17 protein-coding genes and 1 pseudogene are annotated in these 13546 nt (G+C 61.0%); 2 read left to right on the forward strand and 16 right to left on the reverse strand.

From position 1 onward, the window contains the following. Nucleotides 1–40: 40 nt before the first annotated feature. Together ACSQ19_RS01685 and ACSQ19_RS01690 are read right to left on the reverse strand one after the other, a co-directional pair. A complete protein-coding gene (locus tag ACSQ19_RS01685; RefSeq protein ID WP_435999571.1) occupies nt 41–499 on the reverse strand; it encodes a hypothetical protein in 459 nt (152 codons plus the stop codon). A 259-nt stretch (nt 500–758) separates the two neighbouring features. Further along, nucleotides 759–1236 (reverse strand): annotated as a pseudogene (locus ACSQ19_RS01690) (JAB domain-containing protein). A 234-nt stretch (nt 1237–1470) separates the two neighbouring features. On the opposite strand from ACSQ19_RS01690, the gene ACSQ19_RS01695 reads away from it, so the two are divergent. Together ACSQ19_RS01695 and ACSQ19_RS01700 are read left to right on the forward strand one after the other, a co-directional pair. Continuing rightward, a complete protein-coding gene (locus tag ACSQ19_RS01695) occupies nt 1471–1989 on the forward strand; it encodes a GNAT family N-acetyltransferase (protein ID WP_436040758.1) in 519 nt (172 codons plus the stop codon). Between the two features lie 46 nt (nt 1990–2035). Then, nucleotides 2036–2851 (forward strand): AbiJ-NTD4 domain-containing protein, encoded by an 816-nt coding sequence (locus ACSQ19_RS01700; RefSeq protein ID WP_435999575.1) that lies wholly within the window; start codon nt 2036–2038, stop codon nt 2849–2851. Here the strand turns inward: ACSQ19_RS01700 and ACSQ19_RS01705 are convergent. From ACSQ19_RS01705 to ACSQ19_RS01770, 14 genes are all read right to left on the reverse strand, one after another. Further along, on the reverse strand, nt 2841–3332 hold the full coding sequence (locus ACSQ19_RS01705) for a hypothetical protein (RefSeq protein WP_435999577.1): 492 nt from the start codon (nt 3330–3332) through the stop codon (nt 2841–2843). The two genes, ACSQ19_RS01700 and ACSQ19_RS01705, sit on opposite strands and share 11 nt — an antisense overlap. Further along, nucleotides 3329–3706, reverse strand: a complete 378-nt coding sequence (locus ACSQ19_RS01710) for a hypothetical protein (protein WP_435999579.1) — start codon at nt 3704–3706, stop codon at nt 3329–3331. The genes ACSQ19_RS01705 and ACSQ19_RS01710 overlap by 4 nt, the downstream gene beginning before the upstream one ends. Beyond that, nucleotides 3706–4080 (reverse strand): hypothetical protein, encoded by a 375-nt coding sequence (locus tag ACSQ19_RS01715; RefSeq protein ID WP_435999580.1) that lies wholly within the window; start codon nt 4078–4080, stop codon nt 3706–3708. Before ACSQ19_RS01715 ends, ACSQ19_RS01710 begins: the two co-directional genes overlap by 1 nt. A gap of 55 nt (nt 4081–4135) precedes the next feature. Further along, entirely contained in the window at nt 4136–4672 is a 537-nt protein-coding gene (locus ACSQ19_RS01720; protein WP_435999582.1) for a hypothetical protein, read from the reverse strand. Nucleotides 4673–4739: 67 nt separating this feature from the next. Beyond that, a complete protein-coding gene (locus ACSQ19_RS01725) occupies nt 4740–5765 on the reverse strand; it encodes an ArdC family protein (protein ID WP_435999584.1) in 1026 nt (341 codons plus the stop codon). Nucleotides 5766–5825: 60 nt separating this feature from the next. Then, nucleotides 5826–6041, reverse strand: a complete 216-nt coding sequence (locus tag ACSQ19_RS01730) for a hypothetical protein (RefSeq protein WP_435999586.1) — start codon at nt 6039–6041, stop codon at nt 5826–5828. A gap of 41 nt (nt 6042–6082) precedes the next feature. Then, the gene (locus ACSQ19_RS01735) at nt 6083–6856 is read right to left on the reverse strand and encodes an ankyrin repeat domain-containing protein (RefSeq protein ID WP_435999588.1); all 774 of its coding nucleotides are present in this window, start codon (nt 6854–6856) and stop codon (nt 6083–6085) included. Continuing rightward, nucleotides 6853–7962 (reverse strand): ankyrin repeat domain-containing protein, encoded by a 1110-nt coding sequence (locus ACSQ19_RS01740; protein ID WP_435999590.1) that lies wholly within the window; start codon nt 7960–7962, stop codon nt 6853–6855. The genes ACSQ19_RS01735 and ACSQ19_RS01740 overlap by 4 nt, the downstream gene beginning before the upstream one ends. Then, nucleotides 7959–9821, reverse strand: a complete 1863-nt coding sequence (locus tag ACSQ19_RS01745) for a DNA primase family protein (protein WP_435999592.1) — start codon at nt 9819–9821, stop codon at nt 7959–7961. Before ACSQ19_RS01745 ends, ACSQ19_RS01740 begins: the two co-directional genes overlap by 4 nt. 61 nt (nt 9822–9882) lie before the next feature. Beyond that, nucleotides 9883–10065: a ribbon-helix-helix protein, CopG family gene (locus ACSQ19_RS01750; RefSeq protein ID WP_435999594.1), complete on the reverse strand. Its 183-nt coding sequence runs from the start codon at nt 10063–10065 to the stop codon at nt 9883–9885. A gap of 488 nt (nt 10066–10553) precedes the next feature. After that, complete coding sequence (locus ACSQ19_RS01755) at nt 10554–11312, reverse strand: N-6 DNA methylase (protein ID WP_435999596.1); 759 nt, start codon at nt 11310–11312, stop codon at nt 10554–10556. After that, nucleotides 11305–11958, reverse strand: a complete 654-nt coding sequence (locus ACSQ19_RS01760) for a DNA N-6-adenine-methyltransferase (protein WP_435999598.1) — start codon at nt 11956–11958, stop codon at nt 11305–11307. Before ACSQ19_RS01760 ends, ACSQ19_RS01755 begins: the two co-directional genes overlap by 8 nt. A 173-nt stretch (nt 11959–12131) precedes the next feature. Beyond that, nucleotides 12132–12728, reverse strand: a complete 597-nt coding sequence (locus ACSQ19_RS01765) for a hypothetical protein (protein WP_435999600.1) — start codon at nt 12726–12728, stop codon at nt 12132–12134. Nucleotides 12729–12748: 20 nt separating this feature from the next. Continuing rightward, nucleotides 12749–13525 (reverse strand): hypothetical protein, encoded by a 777-nt coding sequence (locus ACSQ19_RS01770; protein ID WP_435999602.1) that lies wholly within the window; start codon nt 13523–13525, stop codon nt 12749–12751. Between the last annotated feature and the right edge of the window lie 21 nt (nt 13526–13546).

Genomic DNA, 13546 nt, shown 5'->3' on the forward strand with positions numbered 1-13546 from the left:
AGTGTTGCCAGGGCGAGGAAAATGAGTTGAAGAAATGAAGTTACCACTGCCGTTTCTCAACGCAGAACTCACCCGCGACGATCTTCCGAAAACACACGTCTGAGAATCGAAGCCCCTCCTCAATATCCGTGTCGTGAAACAACTCCCCCTGGACGAGCGGCTGCAGCTTCTTGAGCTCAACCCAGGCAACATCGGTGCGGTCTTGGATGGGGAGTGGCAGGTTAGGGTTGGTCATGGCGAGGACGTCGATCAGATCCTTGTCGTCCACACCGTAGATCGGCTGGACTTGCCCATCGTTGGTGGTGATCCAGAACGGCGCTTTCGTGAAGTCGGTCGTCTTAGCACCGTCCTCGTCGCCAAAGTCGGCTTGATCCGCCACGATGCTTTCCTGCGAGTTCAAATAGACGCCTGCCGCAACTTCGACGGAGCCTTTGTCCTGGGCAACTTTGAGAGCAGCAGCGCGAATGGCTTTGGCGGGGGTATAGAGTTTGATGTTCATGTTGATCTTCCCTTTTTGCGTTTAGTTAGCGGTTTGCCCTCCACACCTTCAAGGTAGATCGCCACATGAAAATGTCCATGGCTGCAATGGATCTTTTCAAGACTAAAATCAAAAACTGCGTGATTTCACGCAAATATTCCTAACATCGAATGCGTGCCGAAGGCGTCGCTGTCTTTCTTCCATCGAGGGTTTTTCAGATCGCCGGTCGCGCAGCGGCCGGTGGCGGCGACAGGCCTTTCCTGAGTGAGAAAGGGGGTGGTCACACCCACCCCCGTGAGGCCATCGACACGTGTGAGGTTCCCGCAACCACCAGATGGTCCAGCACTCGAACGTCCAGCAGTGCCAGCGACTGCTTCAGGCGGGCCGTCAGGGCACGGTCGACCGCGCTGGGCTCCGGGTTTCCGCTGGGATGGTTGTGAAAGAAGATGACCGCCGCGGTTGTGGTCCAAGGCCTGCTTGGCCACGATGCGGGGGTGAACTTCGCAGCCGTCGATGGTGCCTTGGAACAGGTGCTCGGTGGCGATGATGCGGTGGCGGGTATCGAGGAAGACCACGCCGAACACCTCGTGCGGCAGGCCAGCGCAGCGGGCCTTGAGGAAGTCAGCGGCGTCGCTGGGGTCGGTGATGGCGCCTTGGCGCTGCAGGCGGCGTTCGAGGATTTGCGAGGCAGCCAGGAGGATGCCCTCCTCGTCCATCGTCAGTTGATACTGGGCCCGGATGTCGTTCGCTCGCTTCATCTGCTTTCTCCACCGGCGCGGGATGCGCCTCTGGGGACCGATGGGCGAAGCGATCAGCCCTTCCCGCACCCGGGAGCGAGCACCGCCAGGCGCGCAGCGTAGGGCCAGAACACCGTGGAGGAGGCCCGCCCTTGCGGGAGGGGCAAGCGGAGCCAGGATCCCAATGAAGAGGCCACTGCCCGGTTGAGGATCGAGGCGAGCGAGTGACTTGAGGGATGAGCTTGGAGGGCGAGGATGAGCAGACTTGCCCACTCACGGATGAAAGCCGCCATGCCCGGCATGACCGATCCCACCGCTGCCCTCGTGTCCTTTCAAGAAGCCCTGTCCGCTGGGAAGCTCCGCCTGGAGCGTGGACGTGTCGATCCCACCATCTACCTGCACGTGGATCAGGCTCAAGGCAAGCCGCGATTTACCTACGTGCATCTGGACGGCAGAACGGTGACGGCGTTCGTGAGCTTCGTCCTCAACGGGACGTTCGAAGGCCATCCCAACTTTGCTGCGGGATACGCCGTTCCAGAACACCATCGCAAACAGGGGAAGGCCAAGGCCATCCTTGCGGCAGGCATTGCAGAGATGCAGAACGGCTTTCGCGGCCACCGACCGTTCTACGTTGAAGCGGTGGTGAGCGAGAGAAACACTCCGTCCATTAAGGTGGCCGAAACGGTGCTGGGTGGGGAACCTGAGTCAATCCAAGACAGCATTTCGGGTGAACCCGCCCTCCGCTACGCAAAACAGTTCACTCCCGTCGCATAGCAGACGCAAACCCTGCCACCAACATCATTGACGAAGCGCCAACAACATGGCCATTTTTTCAGAACGACACAATTACAGCGCACCAGATGCGGAGATCACTGTCCGCGAAGACGCCCCTGAGGTATTGCGGGGCGCGATCGTCATCTTGGCCAGCAAAGCTGGAATGGGATACGAAAGCCTTCGAAAAGAGGTCTGCGGACTGCTTGGCGTTGCTCCCGACACCCGGGGCAACTGGAGCGAGCCCAATGTCCTTTCAGAAGTTCAGAATCATCTGGAGGAGTGCGATTGGTTCGAGGTGTATGACGTCATCGAGGGGATCGCAACATCTCTTCAGGGTCGCCCTCAAATCTATGGACAATCAAAATCGCCTGCAGATGTTTTCGTGGACGGAATCAACAAGATCTTTCGCAAGAACGGGATTGGATGGCAGTTGCTTGGCAACCGAATTGAATTCCGTGGATCCGAGGCATTTGAGGTAGCTGTCAGGGAGGGCACAAAGGAACTGCGGAGCGCTGGGAAGAACACGACGGCCAACGAACTTCATGAGGCGCTTCGCGACTTGTCGCGTCGCCCCAGTCCTGAGCTCACCGGCGCCGTCCAGCATGGCATGGCGGCATTGGAATGCTTGGCTAAGGACCTGACAGGGGAGCGCAAGCTAACGCTGGGGGATCTTATGAAGAAGCGTCCCGAACTATTCCCGCCACCCTTGGGCCATGCGGTATCCCAGGTCTATGGATTTGCGTCCAACAACGGGCGGCACCTCTTGGAGGGTGGTGAACCATCGCTGGAGGAGGCGGAGCTGATCGTGGGATTGTCTGGGGTGCTATGCCGATACCTCGGCCGAAAGATCCCTAAGGCGTGAACCCGGTCAACCTTACAGCGCTTTTCAGCGCTTCATAAGCCATCTGTTCTTCGGCACTCAAGCGAGACGCATAACGTTCCATTTCGGCTAAGAGACGGAGGACTCGACCCCGCGCGAGCATATCGGCGGGGAGATCGCCGGCTTCAACCAACACACGACAGTCGGACTTGATGGTGTGGACCGGAGCCTTCAACCGCTCAGCCAGTGACTGGACCGATTCCCCCGCGAGCACGCCGTTCTTCACCTCCAGTCGGCGAGCCTTGGTCATCGTCCTCACCCTTTCGGTGCCTGAAACTGGGGTAAGCCCAAGCGCCTTCAGATCGGAGTGAACGGTAGTGTCCGTGAAGCTGTAGCCCAGTTTCATGGCGAGCGCGTGCGATGCCTCAATGGCCGTCATCCCGGGACGGAATACCTTGGCCAACGTCTGGCGTCGAAGTGCTCGCATGTCATTCACAGCAACACGGTAGGCAGACAGGCTCATGGATCCCTCCCCACTGTCTGCAAGGACAGAGTGCGCTCCTGCTGGGTGACCGGGTTCCACGCACGGTGTTCCGCCAGGTAGCGTTGCAGGCCTGCATCCACCATCACGTCGCCGCTCAACAGCGGCAGTGGTCGATCGTGCTGGTTGTCCCTGAGCATGGCGTAGGCCACTTGCTCGGGCTCGCCGTAGGCCAGTCGGTGGTCGTCCAGCAGACGGTCGATGGTGTCCACGTCCCGGCGGTTGACCAGCGATTCCGTGTAGAGGGCCTGGAGCAGTGGGTCGCGCTGCCCGTTGGCTTCGAACAGGAGATCGGATGGGTCACGCAGGTCGACCGGGTCGGGGCGGAGATGGCCGTGGGAGGGGGTTATATTCATCAATGGACGGCGCTGCGGAGGGGCTCACTCATGGCGGCGCTGAAGGCCATCATCAAGAGCGTGAAAAACATCAATGCCGCGAAAGCGACCGCGATGAAAGCGTAAGTAGTTCCCACTGCAATCGCCTGAAAGGCGAAGTAGGAAGCGACGAACACGACGAACAGAAGGCGCAGGATATCAACCGCCATCCTCCACGATAACGTCTTGAGTCCTTTTCCATACGATGGCTTGAGCGAGGAAGGCGCATCGCTCGAGAAGACCAGGTAAGCGTAAGTGATGGTTTGTGCCAATCCGCGGCCCACCATGATTGGCACAATGAAGAAGGCCGGTATGGCCACCACTGAGAGCAGAGTTAACAGAAGAAGTGAGCTCACTTTGGCACCCCCCTTCTTGAGGGAGCAGCCATTGGCCTGAATATTGACCAGCGCATCAATGGGCCTCCCTACCACTGGTGGATCCCATCTGCGTCGTTCCACATGCAGTGAAGCATTCACTCCCCTCGCGCGGCGTCAGCACCAGACGGGTCTTGTTCCCCTTGCCCACCAGGAACACCCGATCCCCTTCGCGAAAGCCCAGATCGCCCTCATGGATGATCACAACGACCCGGTCGCCCTTCCCCGACAACTCGCGCACGTAGACCTCGTATACCTTGCGGTGGCTGACAGCATTCTGGACGGCCGTGCCGGCGACGCCCCCGAGCACACCGCCCGCCACACGAGCAGCGTTGCGGTAGTCGCCTTTGACTTGGCGTGCCGCGCCGTAGCCAATGGCCGCACCCACAACCGAGCCAGCGTTCGCCTTCTTGCGTCCCTCCATCTGAACTTCTCGGGCCATCAACACTTCGCCCAGGCGTGCGTCTTCCACACCAACGACTTCAGAGGAACGGTAGGGGCCCACGGATGCCGGACTAGCGGCAAAGGCCGAGGGGATGGCGGCAACGAGAACGGCGAGAACGATGGACTTCAAGGGACACCTCCATTTCGTGAGTAGGTATCCCTATGCATAACTCGAATTGGAGAACTGGCAAGGGGAGTCAAGCCACCATGGTGTGCTCGCGCTGCTTAGTTTTTGCACGCCCCTTGGTGCGAGCCTTTTCGACGCTAGGTTTTTCAAGCTCCTGCTGGTTGGCCACCACCGGCTGCCGTTCCTGCTCAGTCTTCGGGAGCGGTTCGTGAACCAACTCAGGCACATTCAGGAACTCCACCACCCGCTCGGCTGCTGCCGCGGCTCGAAAGAGTTCGCGGGGGTCGTTGCGGAGGATCTGGATCCAGTGCTGGATGTAGGCCGCGTGCTGGGTGGGGTCGTGGCCGATACCTAAGCGCTCGCCCATCAGCATGCTGGAGACCTCGGCCACCAGTTCTTCCTTCGCGTAGTCCACGGAACCGAAGCCGCCCTTCATCGGGCGATTCAATCGGGAAGGGAAACCGGTCCAGTGGCCCAGTTCGTGGAGGGCGGTGGCGTAGTAGCTGCTGGCCGAGTGAAAGGCGTTGCGCTCGGGCAGGTGGATGCTGTTGGTCATTGGACGATAGAACGCCTGGTTGCCCCCATCGTGGTGAATCTCGGCCCCACTGTCCTGGATGACCTTCTCGCAGGCCTGGTGGATCTCCGGTTCTGGCCGCGGCGCCGCCAGCACCAGTTCCGGCAAGCCATCGATCTGCGTGGCGTTGAACACGCGGGGGAAGAACACCTTGGGGTGCGCCTTGGCGATAAGCTCCGGATCGCCGCTCTTCTTCGCCTCCTCCACCGGTGACCAGTCCCAGAATTCGATGACGCTGGCCTTCTCGCCCTTGCGGACCTGGGCACCAACGGCCGCGGCTTGCTTGTAGGTCATCCAGCGGTTGTCCTTCACGTCCCAGGCGTTCTGCAGGGCCCAGAGGTGGAGCAGGTTGCCGCCCTTGTAGGTCTTGCCGGTCGTGGGGTTCATCGGCAGCCCCAGGTCCATGCGGGCATCCCAAGGCTGCACGAAGGGGCCGGTGCCCTCCTCCATTTGCCGGATCAGGCGTTCGACGACGTCGCGCGAGTGGCGATGAAGGAAACTTTCGTTGGTTGAATCGGACACGACAGGGATCTCCTAGGAAGAAGACGCACCCTGTCGGCGGTGCGGATATTGGTGGATGGGTTACTCGTGGAGAGTGACGGCGCGGCCTTGCTCCAACGCGCTCTCCAGCAATGCCATCGCTCGGTCAATGGTCAGCCGGGTGTCGGGGTCCCCGTCGTCGTCCTGCAACTGGAGGCGGATGCCGTTGGGGGTCTTCAGGACCACGAAACGGGGGGACGCCGCCAGGGCGTCCTGGCGATCGAGGGCGGTTTCGTGGAGGGCGTCGGAATGGTCCATGGCTTCAGCATGCGACGGCGTCGGGATTTGGCAAGCCCAGATCAAAAACGCATCCTTGAGCCAGGCGATGCGTGGCGCAGCCGCCTTTCCAAGCCCTTGTGTCGCTCACCCGCACGCACCTCATACGCTCGTTGGATCACCATGCCGGGTGGAATGCCAACCCAAGCCATGACGGCGCACGCGCCTTCTGTCAGTTCATACCCCTCTTTGAACAGAAAGGCAGCGATGTCTAACCCGCTCCTGCCTTGGAGCATGCGCACCACACTGACGATGGGTGAATCGCTCGTGTTCCTAGGGGAGCCATGGGCAACAAGCAACTTGGCCATCTCCAAAGTGCGCGCATAGTTAAGTGGCACAAAGGTTCTGATCAGTTGAGGCTCGTCGCATATGACGCCCGCCGCCACCCGAGTCTCCGTCGTCACTTCTTCCGCACCAACATTGCTCCCTGCTGCCAGCAGCAGTTGTGCGCATCCAAGGTGGTCGGGGCACATTGGCATTGAATATCGTCTTCCCGCTGCTGCAGCCAGGTGTAACGCTGTCGTTCCAGTGACCTGCTTAAGCAGTCCCGTCTGCTGACTCTGCGCACCTGCAAATGTGGAATGCTCGATACGAGCATTCACATCGGCGCCCGCGCCGATCAAGGCCTTCAAAGCCTCTTTGGCTCCATAGAGCGCAGCGAGGCATATCGGGGTTCGTCCTTCGTCATCCCGCTTTTCAATGTCGGCGCCAGCCTCCAACAAGGCGCACACAACCTTGGGATTGTTGAACCGAGCGGCTTCGTGGAGAGATTTCTCGAAATTGTTTGGCGCACTCATAGGCGCATCCTATGTCGAGGCGCTTGCTGGACGGCGACTGATTGCTCTTGGACCTCCTCGCGCGCATTCCAGACCGCACCGCCGATCACCATGGAGGGCGTGCTGGGGCTGCTCAGATGAGGTGCAGCGGGTGGGGCCTGGTTCAACCGTTCTTCCAAGTGCTGCTGCCGTTCGGTGGCGCGCATCTCGTGGGCCCGATGGTGGACCGCCCCTTCTTCCACGCCCGCTTTCGCCATGACCGCCCGATCGCGGTCGTTCGGCTCGTAGCCCTGGTTCAACAGAAAGGCCGCGATGTCCATGCCTTGCTGGCCCTTGAGCACACCCACCGCGCTGGCGAAGGGTGAGTGGGAGGCGTTCAACGGGGAACCGTGAGCGACGAGCAGTTTGGCCATGTCCAGCGTGCCGGCGTAGTTGAGTGGGATCAGAGCGGTGGCCGAATGGAGCACGTCCCCGGTGGGAAGCAGGTTCTTCAGGGTTTCGGTGGTTCGATCCTTGGCACCCACGTCGGCCCCTGCCGCGAGCAAACGTTCCGCGCAACCCAGGTGGTCGGGGCGGTTGGGCGTGGTGCAGTTCGTTCCGGCTTGTGCGGCGAGGTGAAGCGCCGTCGTGCCGCTGAACTTGGTCTCCACCGCCACACCGATGTCGAGCTTCAGATAGCCTAGCTTCTTGCCGGACTCGCTCCTGCTGGTGACGTGTTCGATTCGGGCGTTCACGTCGGCGCCGACGTCGATCAAGGCCTCCAGTGCATCTTTAGACCCGTATAGCGCGGCTTGGCACAGCGGGGTCCGCCCTTCATAAGCTGGCCGTTCCAGCTCGGCCCCTGCCTTCACTAAGGTATGCACCACCTCGGGATGATTGAACCGCGCAGCCTCGTGAAGCGGGGTGTTCCTCGTCTTGTCGACCGCGTCCAGGGATGCGCCTGCCTCGATGAGCAAGGCGCACACGGCCGGATGACCTCCTTGAGCCGCCTCGTGCAGCAGGGTGAACTTGTCGGCGTCAGCGAAGGTAGGATCGGCGCCTGCGGCCAGCAGCCGGCGGCATTCGTCGAGGTCACCCCGGTTGGCGGCTTCGGCCAGGCGGGATTCGAGATCAGGGGAAGTCGTCATGGGGCCTCCACTTCAACGGATGCCACTAACGTTTCGTCCTCGGCCACCTCGGGGTAGAAGAGGCGATGCACCGCGGCATCGATCTTTCGGCGCTCCTCATGGGTGGCGTCTTCGATCAGCGCTTGACCGTAGAGCATGGCAAGCTCCCTGCTCCGCTCGTCCGTGCTCAATGCATCCCACTTCCTTTCCAGGGCTTGCTGGTGCTCGCCCTTCTTTCTCTCACTGAGCTTAGGGTCGGTTCCCCAGGGGCCACAGATGGTGGGACCCACGCCCGGAACCGGCATCACGGTGACGCTGGCAGAGGGTTTGGTGACAGCGGCCTGCAACACCGCTCCGTTGATCCGCAACCGAACACATTCTTCCTGCTTGCCGTTGACGCGGCGGTTGGAGCGGACCCCGTCGTCCAGGCCCATCTCCTTGAGGCCACGCCAGAACTGGCGACCGGTGAGGAGATCGATGTCGGCCAGCCCTTGGCGGTAGCCCCAGTTCTTGTAGTTCTCGTAGACCTCGCGCATCGGCAACGTGCATTCGTCGGTTTCCACACGCACCACGCGCTCGGCTTGCGCCCAGGCCATGACCTGGTCACTGCCGTGGCGGGCGGCCAGCTTGGCGGCGCGCACGGCTTCAGGCATGTCCGCATCATTCTCCGAAAGAGCGCGGCCACGGACCACGATGCGGCGGGCGCCTTCGAGCATCCAGTCGAGCACCAGCTGCCCTTCCTCGGCCAGAATCTTCTTGACCAGATCCGGGTCGTGCTCGTGCTGCGGCACCGCCTTCTTCCAATGAACGACCGTCAGGCGGCGCCACACGCCGTTGCTCTTGTCCCGGATGAAGGGCGCCGAGTTGGACGTGATGATCCACTTCGCCGTGGAGTGGTAGCTCGCCAGCTGCTTCTGGTTCTTGCGATCGATGCCAATGCCATTGCCCGACACCATGGTCTTGAACCGGCCTTCGGCCCACTTCTCGCACTCCACCTCGTCCACCAGGATGAGGCTGGCACCGATCAAGGGTTCAAGGCTGAAGCGGTCGCCCAGGGTTTCCAGGTTGCAGCGCGCAACTTGGCGATGCATGGCTTCCACGATTTCCGCCAAGGTGGATTTGCCGGATCCCGCGACACCGTGCCACCAGGCGGCCTGGCTGTAGACACCCGGCAACAGGGTCATGCCGCATTGTTCCTGCAGCAGGTCGATGACGCGCGGGTCGTCGTGGGCCTGGTTGAGGAACCTGGCGAAGCGAGAGTCAGCCGGCAAGGACTTAGGCTTGTAGGCTTGGCCCTCCTTGCCACCACACGCCACTTTGACCGCGTGTGTCATGCCCAAGGCCGGGTCGGGTGCGAGCACGTGGAAGCCATCACGGAGGATTTCCACGTAGCCGTCGGCCACCGGCACGATGGCCCGCTTGGCTTGGGTCGGCATGGGGTTTTTCTGGCGCAGCCGCAGGGCGGCCATGTCCCAGCAATCCTTGGCGAGCTTGGGGCTGCCGGCAAAATCGGCGTTGCGGTCGATCCAGTCGGATGCCACGCCCACGCCTTCCGCATCGCTGATCGCCTGCCAGTAGGTGCCGTTCCAGTGGTGGACGATCTCGCCCGTCCCGCTGGTGGCTTGGCACGCCCACAAACGATCGACGCATTCGGTGGTGCGGCGGGCAAACAGGATGGGGAGAGACGGTGGCTTGCGCTGACCTTCTCGATCGACCGAGTGGCGGTAGAGTTGCTTGTCCTCTTCGACCTGGATTTTCTGCTTCCTCTGCGACGCTTCAGCACCGAGGAAGCGAGTCGCATCGAAGGGCACGACGTTGGACGAATCGGCGTGAGGAGGGTTGACAGCATCCCCATTCGGAGACAAATTGTTCGTAGACATGTTGTGGTTCCTTTCAAACCCTCACCCTGGCCGGTGGGGGTTTGCTGTTTGTGGGGAAGGATTACGCTGCGCGGGGGAGCGCTTTTTCCAGCACGCGCCGGATGAATTCGCTCTCCGTCATTTCTTCTTCCTCCGCCGCACGACGAAGGCGCTCTGCCAGCGGACGCTTGATGCGAACGTGCTTCTTCACGCTCGCTCGAACGCTGTAAGACGCTGGGGTCGATGACTGGGGAACGGTGTTCACGGTGACAACTCCGAGAGGTTGAGGGCGTAGGTGTGTCCCACCTGGGGGACACTTCCAATCAACCACGCGTTGAAACTTCCGCAAGCCCCAACTTTTGACTAAAAGCAAAATCTGCGGCCTCTTCACGCAAAAATTCCTAACGATGCGAGCGCTGGCTTTCATCGTGCTGCTGGCTTTCCATTAGCCAGCAGAGATCGAAGACCAGCAGGAAGACCAGCAGCTGCAACCTCTTGAATCCATATGCTTTGCAGCTCAGAGAAACCCCTCTGCTGGGCTGCTGGGTCAAAATTGAATCGATTTCAAATGCTGAAAAAATACTGAGACTGTTAGGAATAATCTCCAGTGCATGGAGGAGTCAGACGTTTGGGCCAGCAGGCCAGCAACGCCCTCCTTGGCGATGCAAAGTGTTGAAGAATCAAGCGCTTTGCACTGCTGGCTTTCCTGCTGGCTAACGCCTCCTGCTGGCTAAGGGGAAGACCAGCAGGGGGCTAAATTGACAACTCTCCCCTTATTTCAGCTCCCTTTGCGAGCAACTCCTCAATCGTTAATTTCCACCGGTGGGTGATGTAACCCAGCTTCCGTCGCCCTGCCAGGGTATTACCCACCCAGAGTTCGACGTGCTTGAGCGGGGAACTGTGCAACACTTGGGCTGCCTGCAGCTGCAAGGCCGTCATCGCCACGCAGAACGGATCCATATCCACGCCACTCGCTTCGATCGTGTCGGCGGGAAATTCTTCCATTAGCGAACGAATTTGACCCAACAGCAACCCACCGGCACCACATGCCGGGTCGTGGATCCTGATGCGGCGACGATTCGCCGAACGAGGCTTGAAATCCCGAGAAAGAGCGACTTGCAATTCCACCAAGTCTGGCGGCGTAAAGAACTGACCAAGCCCCTCACCGCGTTTGGTGGCCAACAGCTCGGTATGCACCCAGATCAGCACGTCTTCAAAAGGGCGACATTCGCGCACCAGTTCGATGTAGGCCCAGATGGCATTAGCCAACGGCTCAACGGGAGGGCGTTGTTCCTTCAACATGGCAAACCCAAGCGTGCTGCGGTCTACGCACGCCCCCAGCTTGTCGAGCGCCAGCACATTACCCACATCGATGAGATTCACCAAGGTGTGCTGGACAAACAGTTCCATTGCCTCACGGGCATTCCAGGGATGGTTCCGTCGCGTGGGGATTTCGCGAATGAACTTGACCAGGTCGCGGACCAACTCTCGGCTCATCTGCTTGTTACTCATTGTTGGCACTCCCCTGGTTGGTATTGGCCACCCGCGCCACCCGCTGGATGGCAAAGAACTTCCCGCGCAGCACACCGCTTGCCTGCGCTCGCTTGAGATTGCGGGCCGCCCGCTGGCCGTAGGCGACGAACACCGACCCGGTCGGCGCCGCAGTGCCAGTGCTTCCATCGGGACGCATGAACTTCAGGCGGCCACGGGTGAGGAGGATCGCGGTGGTGTTGGGGTGGTTGAGCACGAACTCGTGCATCCATGCCGGATCCATGTGCGCCGGCACCAGTGCGACGCCGCCACCAGCGTGGTTGGCCAGCTTGGCCATCCACTTGTCCATGCCCTTTCCGTAAGGCGGATTCATCCACACGAACGCTTGGGACCACCAATCCGTTGCCAGGCCATCCTGGCTGGGCGGGATCATCCGGCAGGCCGTGGGTGCCGGCAGACGGGAGGGGTCTTCCGGCGTGCAAGGATCGAGGTCAAACCCTTCCTTGCCGCCCAGCGCTTCCACGATGACCGGCGGGGTATACCAATCGACGGTCGAGTGGTCTTTGTCGCAGGCCTTGTAGCAAGTGGTGGTGAGCCGGGTGGCCTTAGGTGCCGGGAGGCGCTTGGGGCGCAATGCCGGTTTGAAGTGAAGAACGTTGGACTGCATGTCAATCTCGCAAGTCGTCCCCAATCGGAACGGACACGAGATTGCAGTTCTGACCCTGTAGGCCATCCACGCGAAAACGCCGCTTTATCGGGACAACTGTCCCGATAACGGCCGGGAAGCATTGGTGCGCTTCGCTTGAGCGTTTCCCGTTAAAAAGGATCGGGATGTGGGAATTAGCCGGCGGCTTGAACGGCGCGTTCGGCAGCCGCCTGAAGCACGCCCATGGCCCAGTCGTGGAATGGTTGGCGCGCCTCGCTGCTGACCCAAGGGGCGTCCAGCGCTTCGAGCGCCGTAAGCGCGCGAGCAGGAAAATGGGGATGGAACATGGCCAACCCCAGCAGCCGATCAGACTCGTTGACTGCCATTGGCAACTTCTTCTTGAGACCGGCGACACCTGCTCTGCTGAGGGCCAAAAGCGCTTCTTCCAGACTCTTCTCGGTTGATGCTAGGCGGTCTTCCACTTTCGTCAGCCGCTCTTGAAGGATGGACCGCTGATAGCCTTCGGCATCGACACATTCGCGCACCGAAGACCAGCGGTATTGCACTCCCTGTCGGTTGCTCCGAGCGGGGCGATGGACTGGGATCAACCCTTCGTTGCGCTGGCGCCGTTTCTTCAACGCATCCTTGGAGATGCCTAACAAGAAGGCCGTAACACCAGGGCCCACCCACTCGCGTTTTCCCTCAATCGCCTGGCTCAGCTCAACATCTTCTGTATAGGTCAGGGCGAACGGACCTGGGTTTTTCGGTGGGCGGCCAGGACGTCCACCCATCCAGCCTGATTCGCGAGTGCTCAAAGCCGACCTTTCCCTTTCTCGAACGGCCGGACTCCATTGCCTTCCACCACATTGCCGCTCAACCGCTCTTCCAGGTCACTGGCACGCTGGCGCGACCGTGCCGCCTCGATGGCATGCTGAGTAGTGGATAGAACGGCCACAAATGCGTCCTGGTAGGGCTGTCGGCTCTCGGTGTTGATCCAGGGCTGGGCCAGTGCTTCTTCCAACGCCCCTTCCCACTGCTCATCGTCTGCGGCGTTGAACGTGGCGTCGTCCACCGCCCAGGCATGACCGGCGATGCGGCCGTCCACCGTAGACCACGGTTGGATTTCCAGCGCGTCGGTGAGGGATTGGAAACAAACGATGCCCAGGCGACGTGCGCGTGCCCTGGTCTTGGCGAGCCGATCTTCGGCTTCCTTCAACGCGATGAGGGCCTCGATGCGCTCGGCTTCCTTGAGCACGTCGCCGGTGTCGGTGCGCTTGCCTCGGGTGATGGGCTCGCCGCTTCGGGTGGCCAGGAACGAGTCCAGCGCTTCCAGCGTGAACCCCAAGTGCTGGTTCTGCGCCGTCGTGCCGGGCTTGCCCGGGTTCTGAATCGGCTGGGGCCCCCTGCCTTCCCGCACCCAGTCGCGCAAGGTTGTGTAGTGGACGCCGATGTAGAGGGCTGCAGCCTTGGTGCTGACCTTGGCACGCACGCCGGCCTTGGCGTCGGCGATCTCCTGGCGCCACTTCTGGGCGTCTGGCGCCGGTGAGGCCAGATCGGGGTCGCGTTGGAGGGGAAAGGAGCCGTCCATGGCCCCAGTGTATCGACGGCA

The organism is Pseudoxanthomonas sp. LjRoot127, assembly GCF_964253495.1.
In the GTDB taxonomy this organism is placed as follows: Bacteria; Pseudomonadota; Gammaproteobacteria; order Xanthomonadales; family Xanthomonadaceae; genus Pseudoxanthomonas_A.

What these genes read in the sequence shown, in the direction of transcription:
- ACSQ19_RS01685 (WP_435999571.1), bottom strand. Translation starts at nt 499, where the DNA reads ATGAACATCAAACTCTATACCCCCGCCAAAGCCATTCGCGCTGCTGCT.
- ACSQ19_RS01695 (WP_436040758.1), top strand. Translation starts at nt 1,471, where the DNA reads ATGAGCAGACTTGCCCACTCACGGATGAAAGCCGCCATGCCCGGCATG.
- ACSQ19_RS01700 (WP_435999575.1), top strand. Translation starts at nt 2,036, where the DNA reads ATGGCCATTTTTTCAGAACGACACAATTACAGCGCACCAGATGCGGAG.
- ACSQ19_RS01705 (WP_435999577.1), bottom strand. Translation starts at nt 3,332, where the DNA reads ATGAGCCTGTCTGCCTACCGTGTTGCTGTGAATGACATGCGAGCACTT.
- ACSQ19_RS01710 (WP_435999579.1), bottom strand. Translation starts at nt 3,706, where the DNA reads ATGAATATAACCCCCTCCCACGGCCATCTCCGCCCCGACCCGGTCGAC.
- ACSQ19_RS01730 (WP_435999586.1), bottom strand. Translation starts at nt 6,041, where the DNA reads ATGGACCATTCCGACGCCCTCCACGAAACCGCCCTCGATCGCCAGGAC.
- ACSQ19_RS01735 (WP_435999588.1), bottom strand. Translation starts at nt 6,856, where the DNA reads ATGAGTGCGCCAAACAATTTCGAGAAATCTCTCCACGAAGCCGCTCGG.
- ACSQ19_RS01740 (WP_435999590.1), bottom strand. Translation starts at nt 7,962, where the DNA reads ATGACGACTTCCCCTGATCTCGAATCCCGCCTGGCCGAAGCCGCCAAC.
- ACSQ19_RS01745 (WP_435999592.1), bottom strand. Translation starts at nt 9,821, where the DNA reads ATGTCTACGAACAATTTGTCTCCGAATGGGGATGCTGTCAACCCTCCT.
- ACSQ19_RS01755 (WP_435999596.1), bottom strand. Translation starts at nt 11,312, where the DNA reads ATGAGTAACAAGCAGATGAGCCGAGAGTTGGTCCGCGACCTGGTCAAG.
- ACSQ19_RS01760 (WP_435999598.1), bottom strand. Translation starts at nt 11,958, where the DNA reads ATGCAGTCCAACGTTCTTCACTTCAAACCGGCATTGCGCCCCAAGCGC.
- ACSQ19_RS01765 (WP_435999600.1), bottom strand. Translation starts at nt 12,728, where the DNA reads ATGGGTGGACGTCCTGGCCGCCCACCGAAAAACCCAGGTCCGTTCGCC.
- ACSQ19_RS01770 (WP_435999602.1), bottom strand. Translation starts at nt 13,525, where the DNA reads ATGGACGGCTCCTTTCCCCTCCAACGCGACCCCGATCTGGCCTCACCG.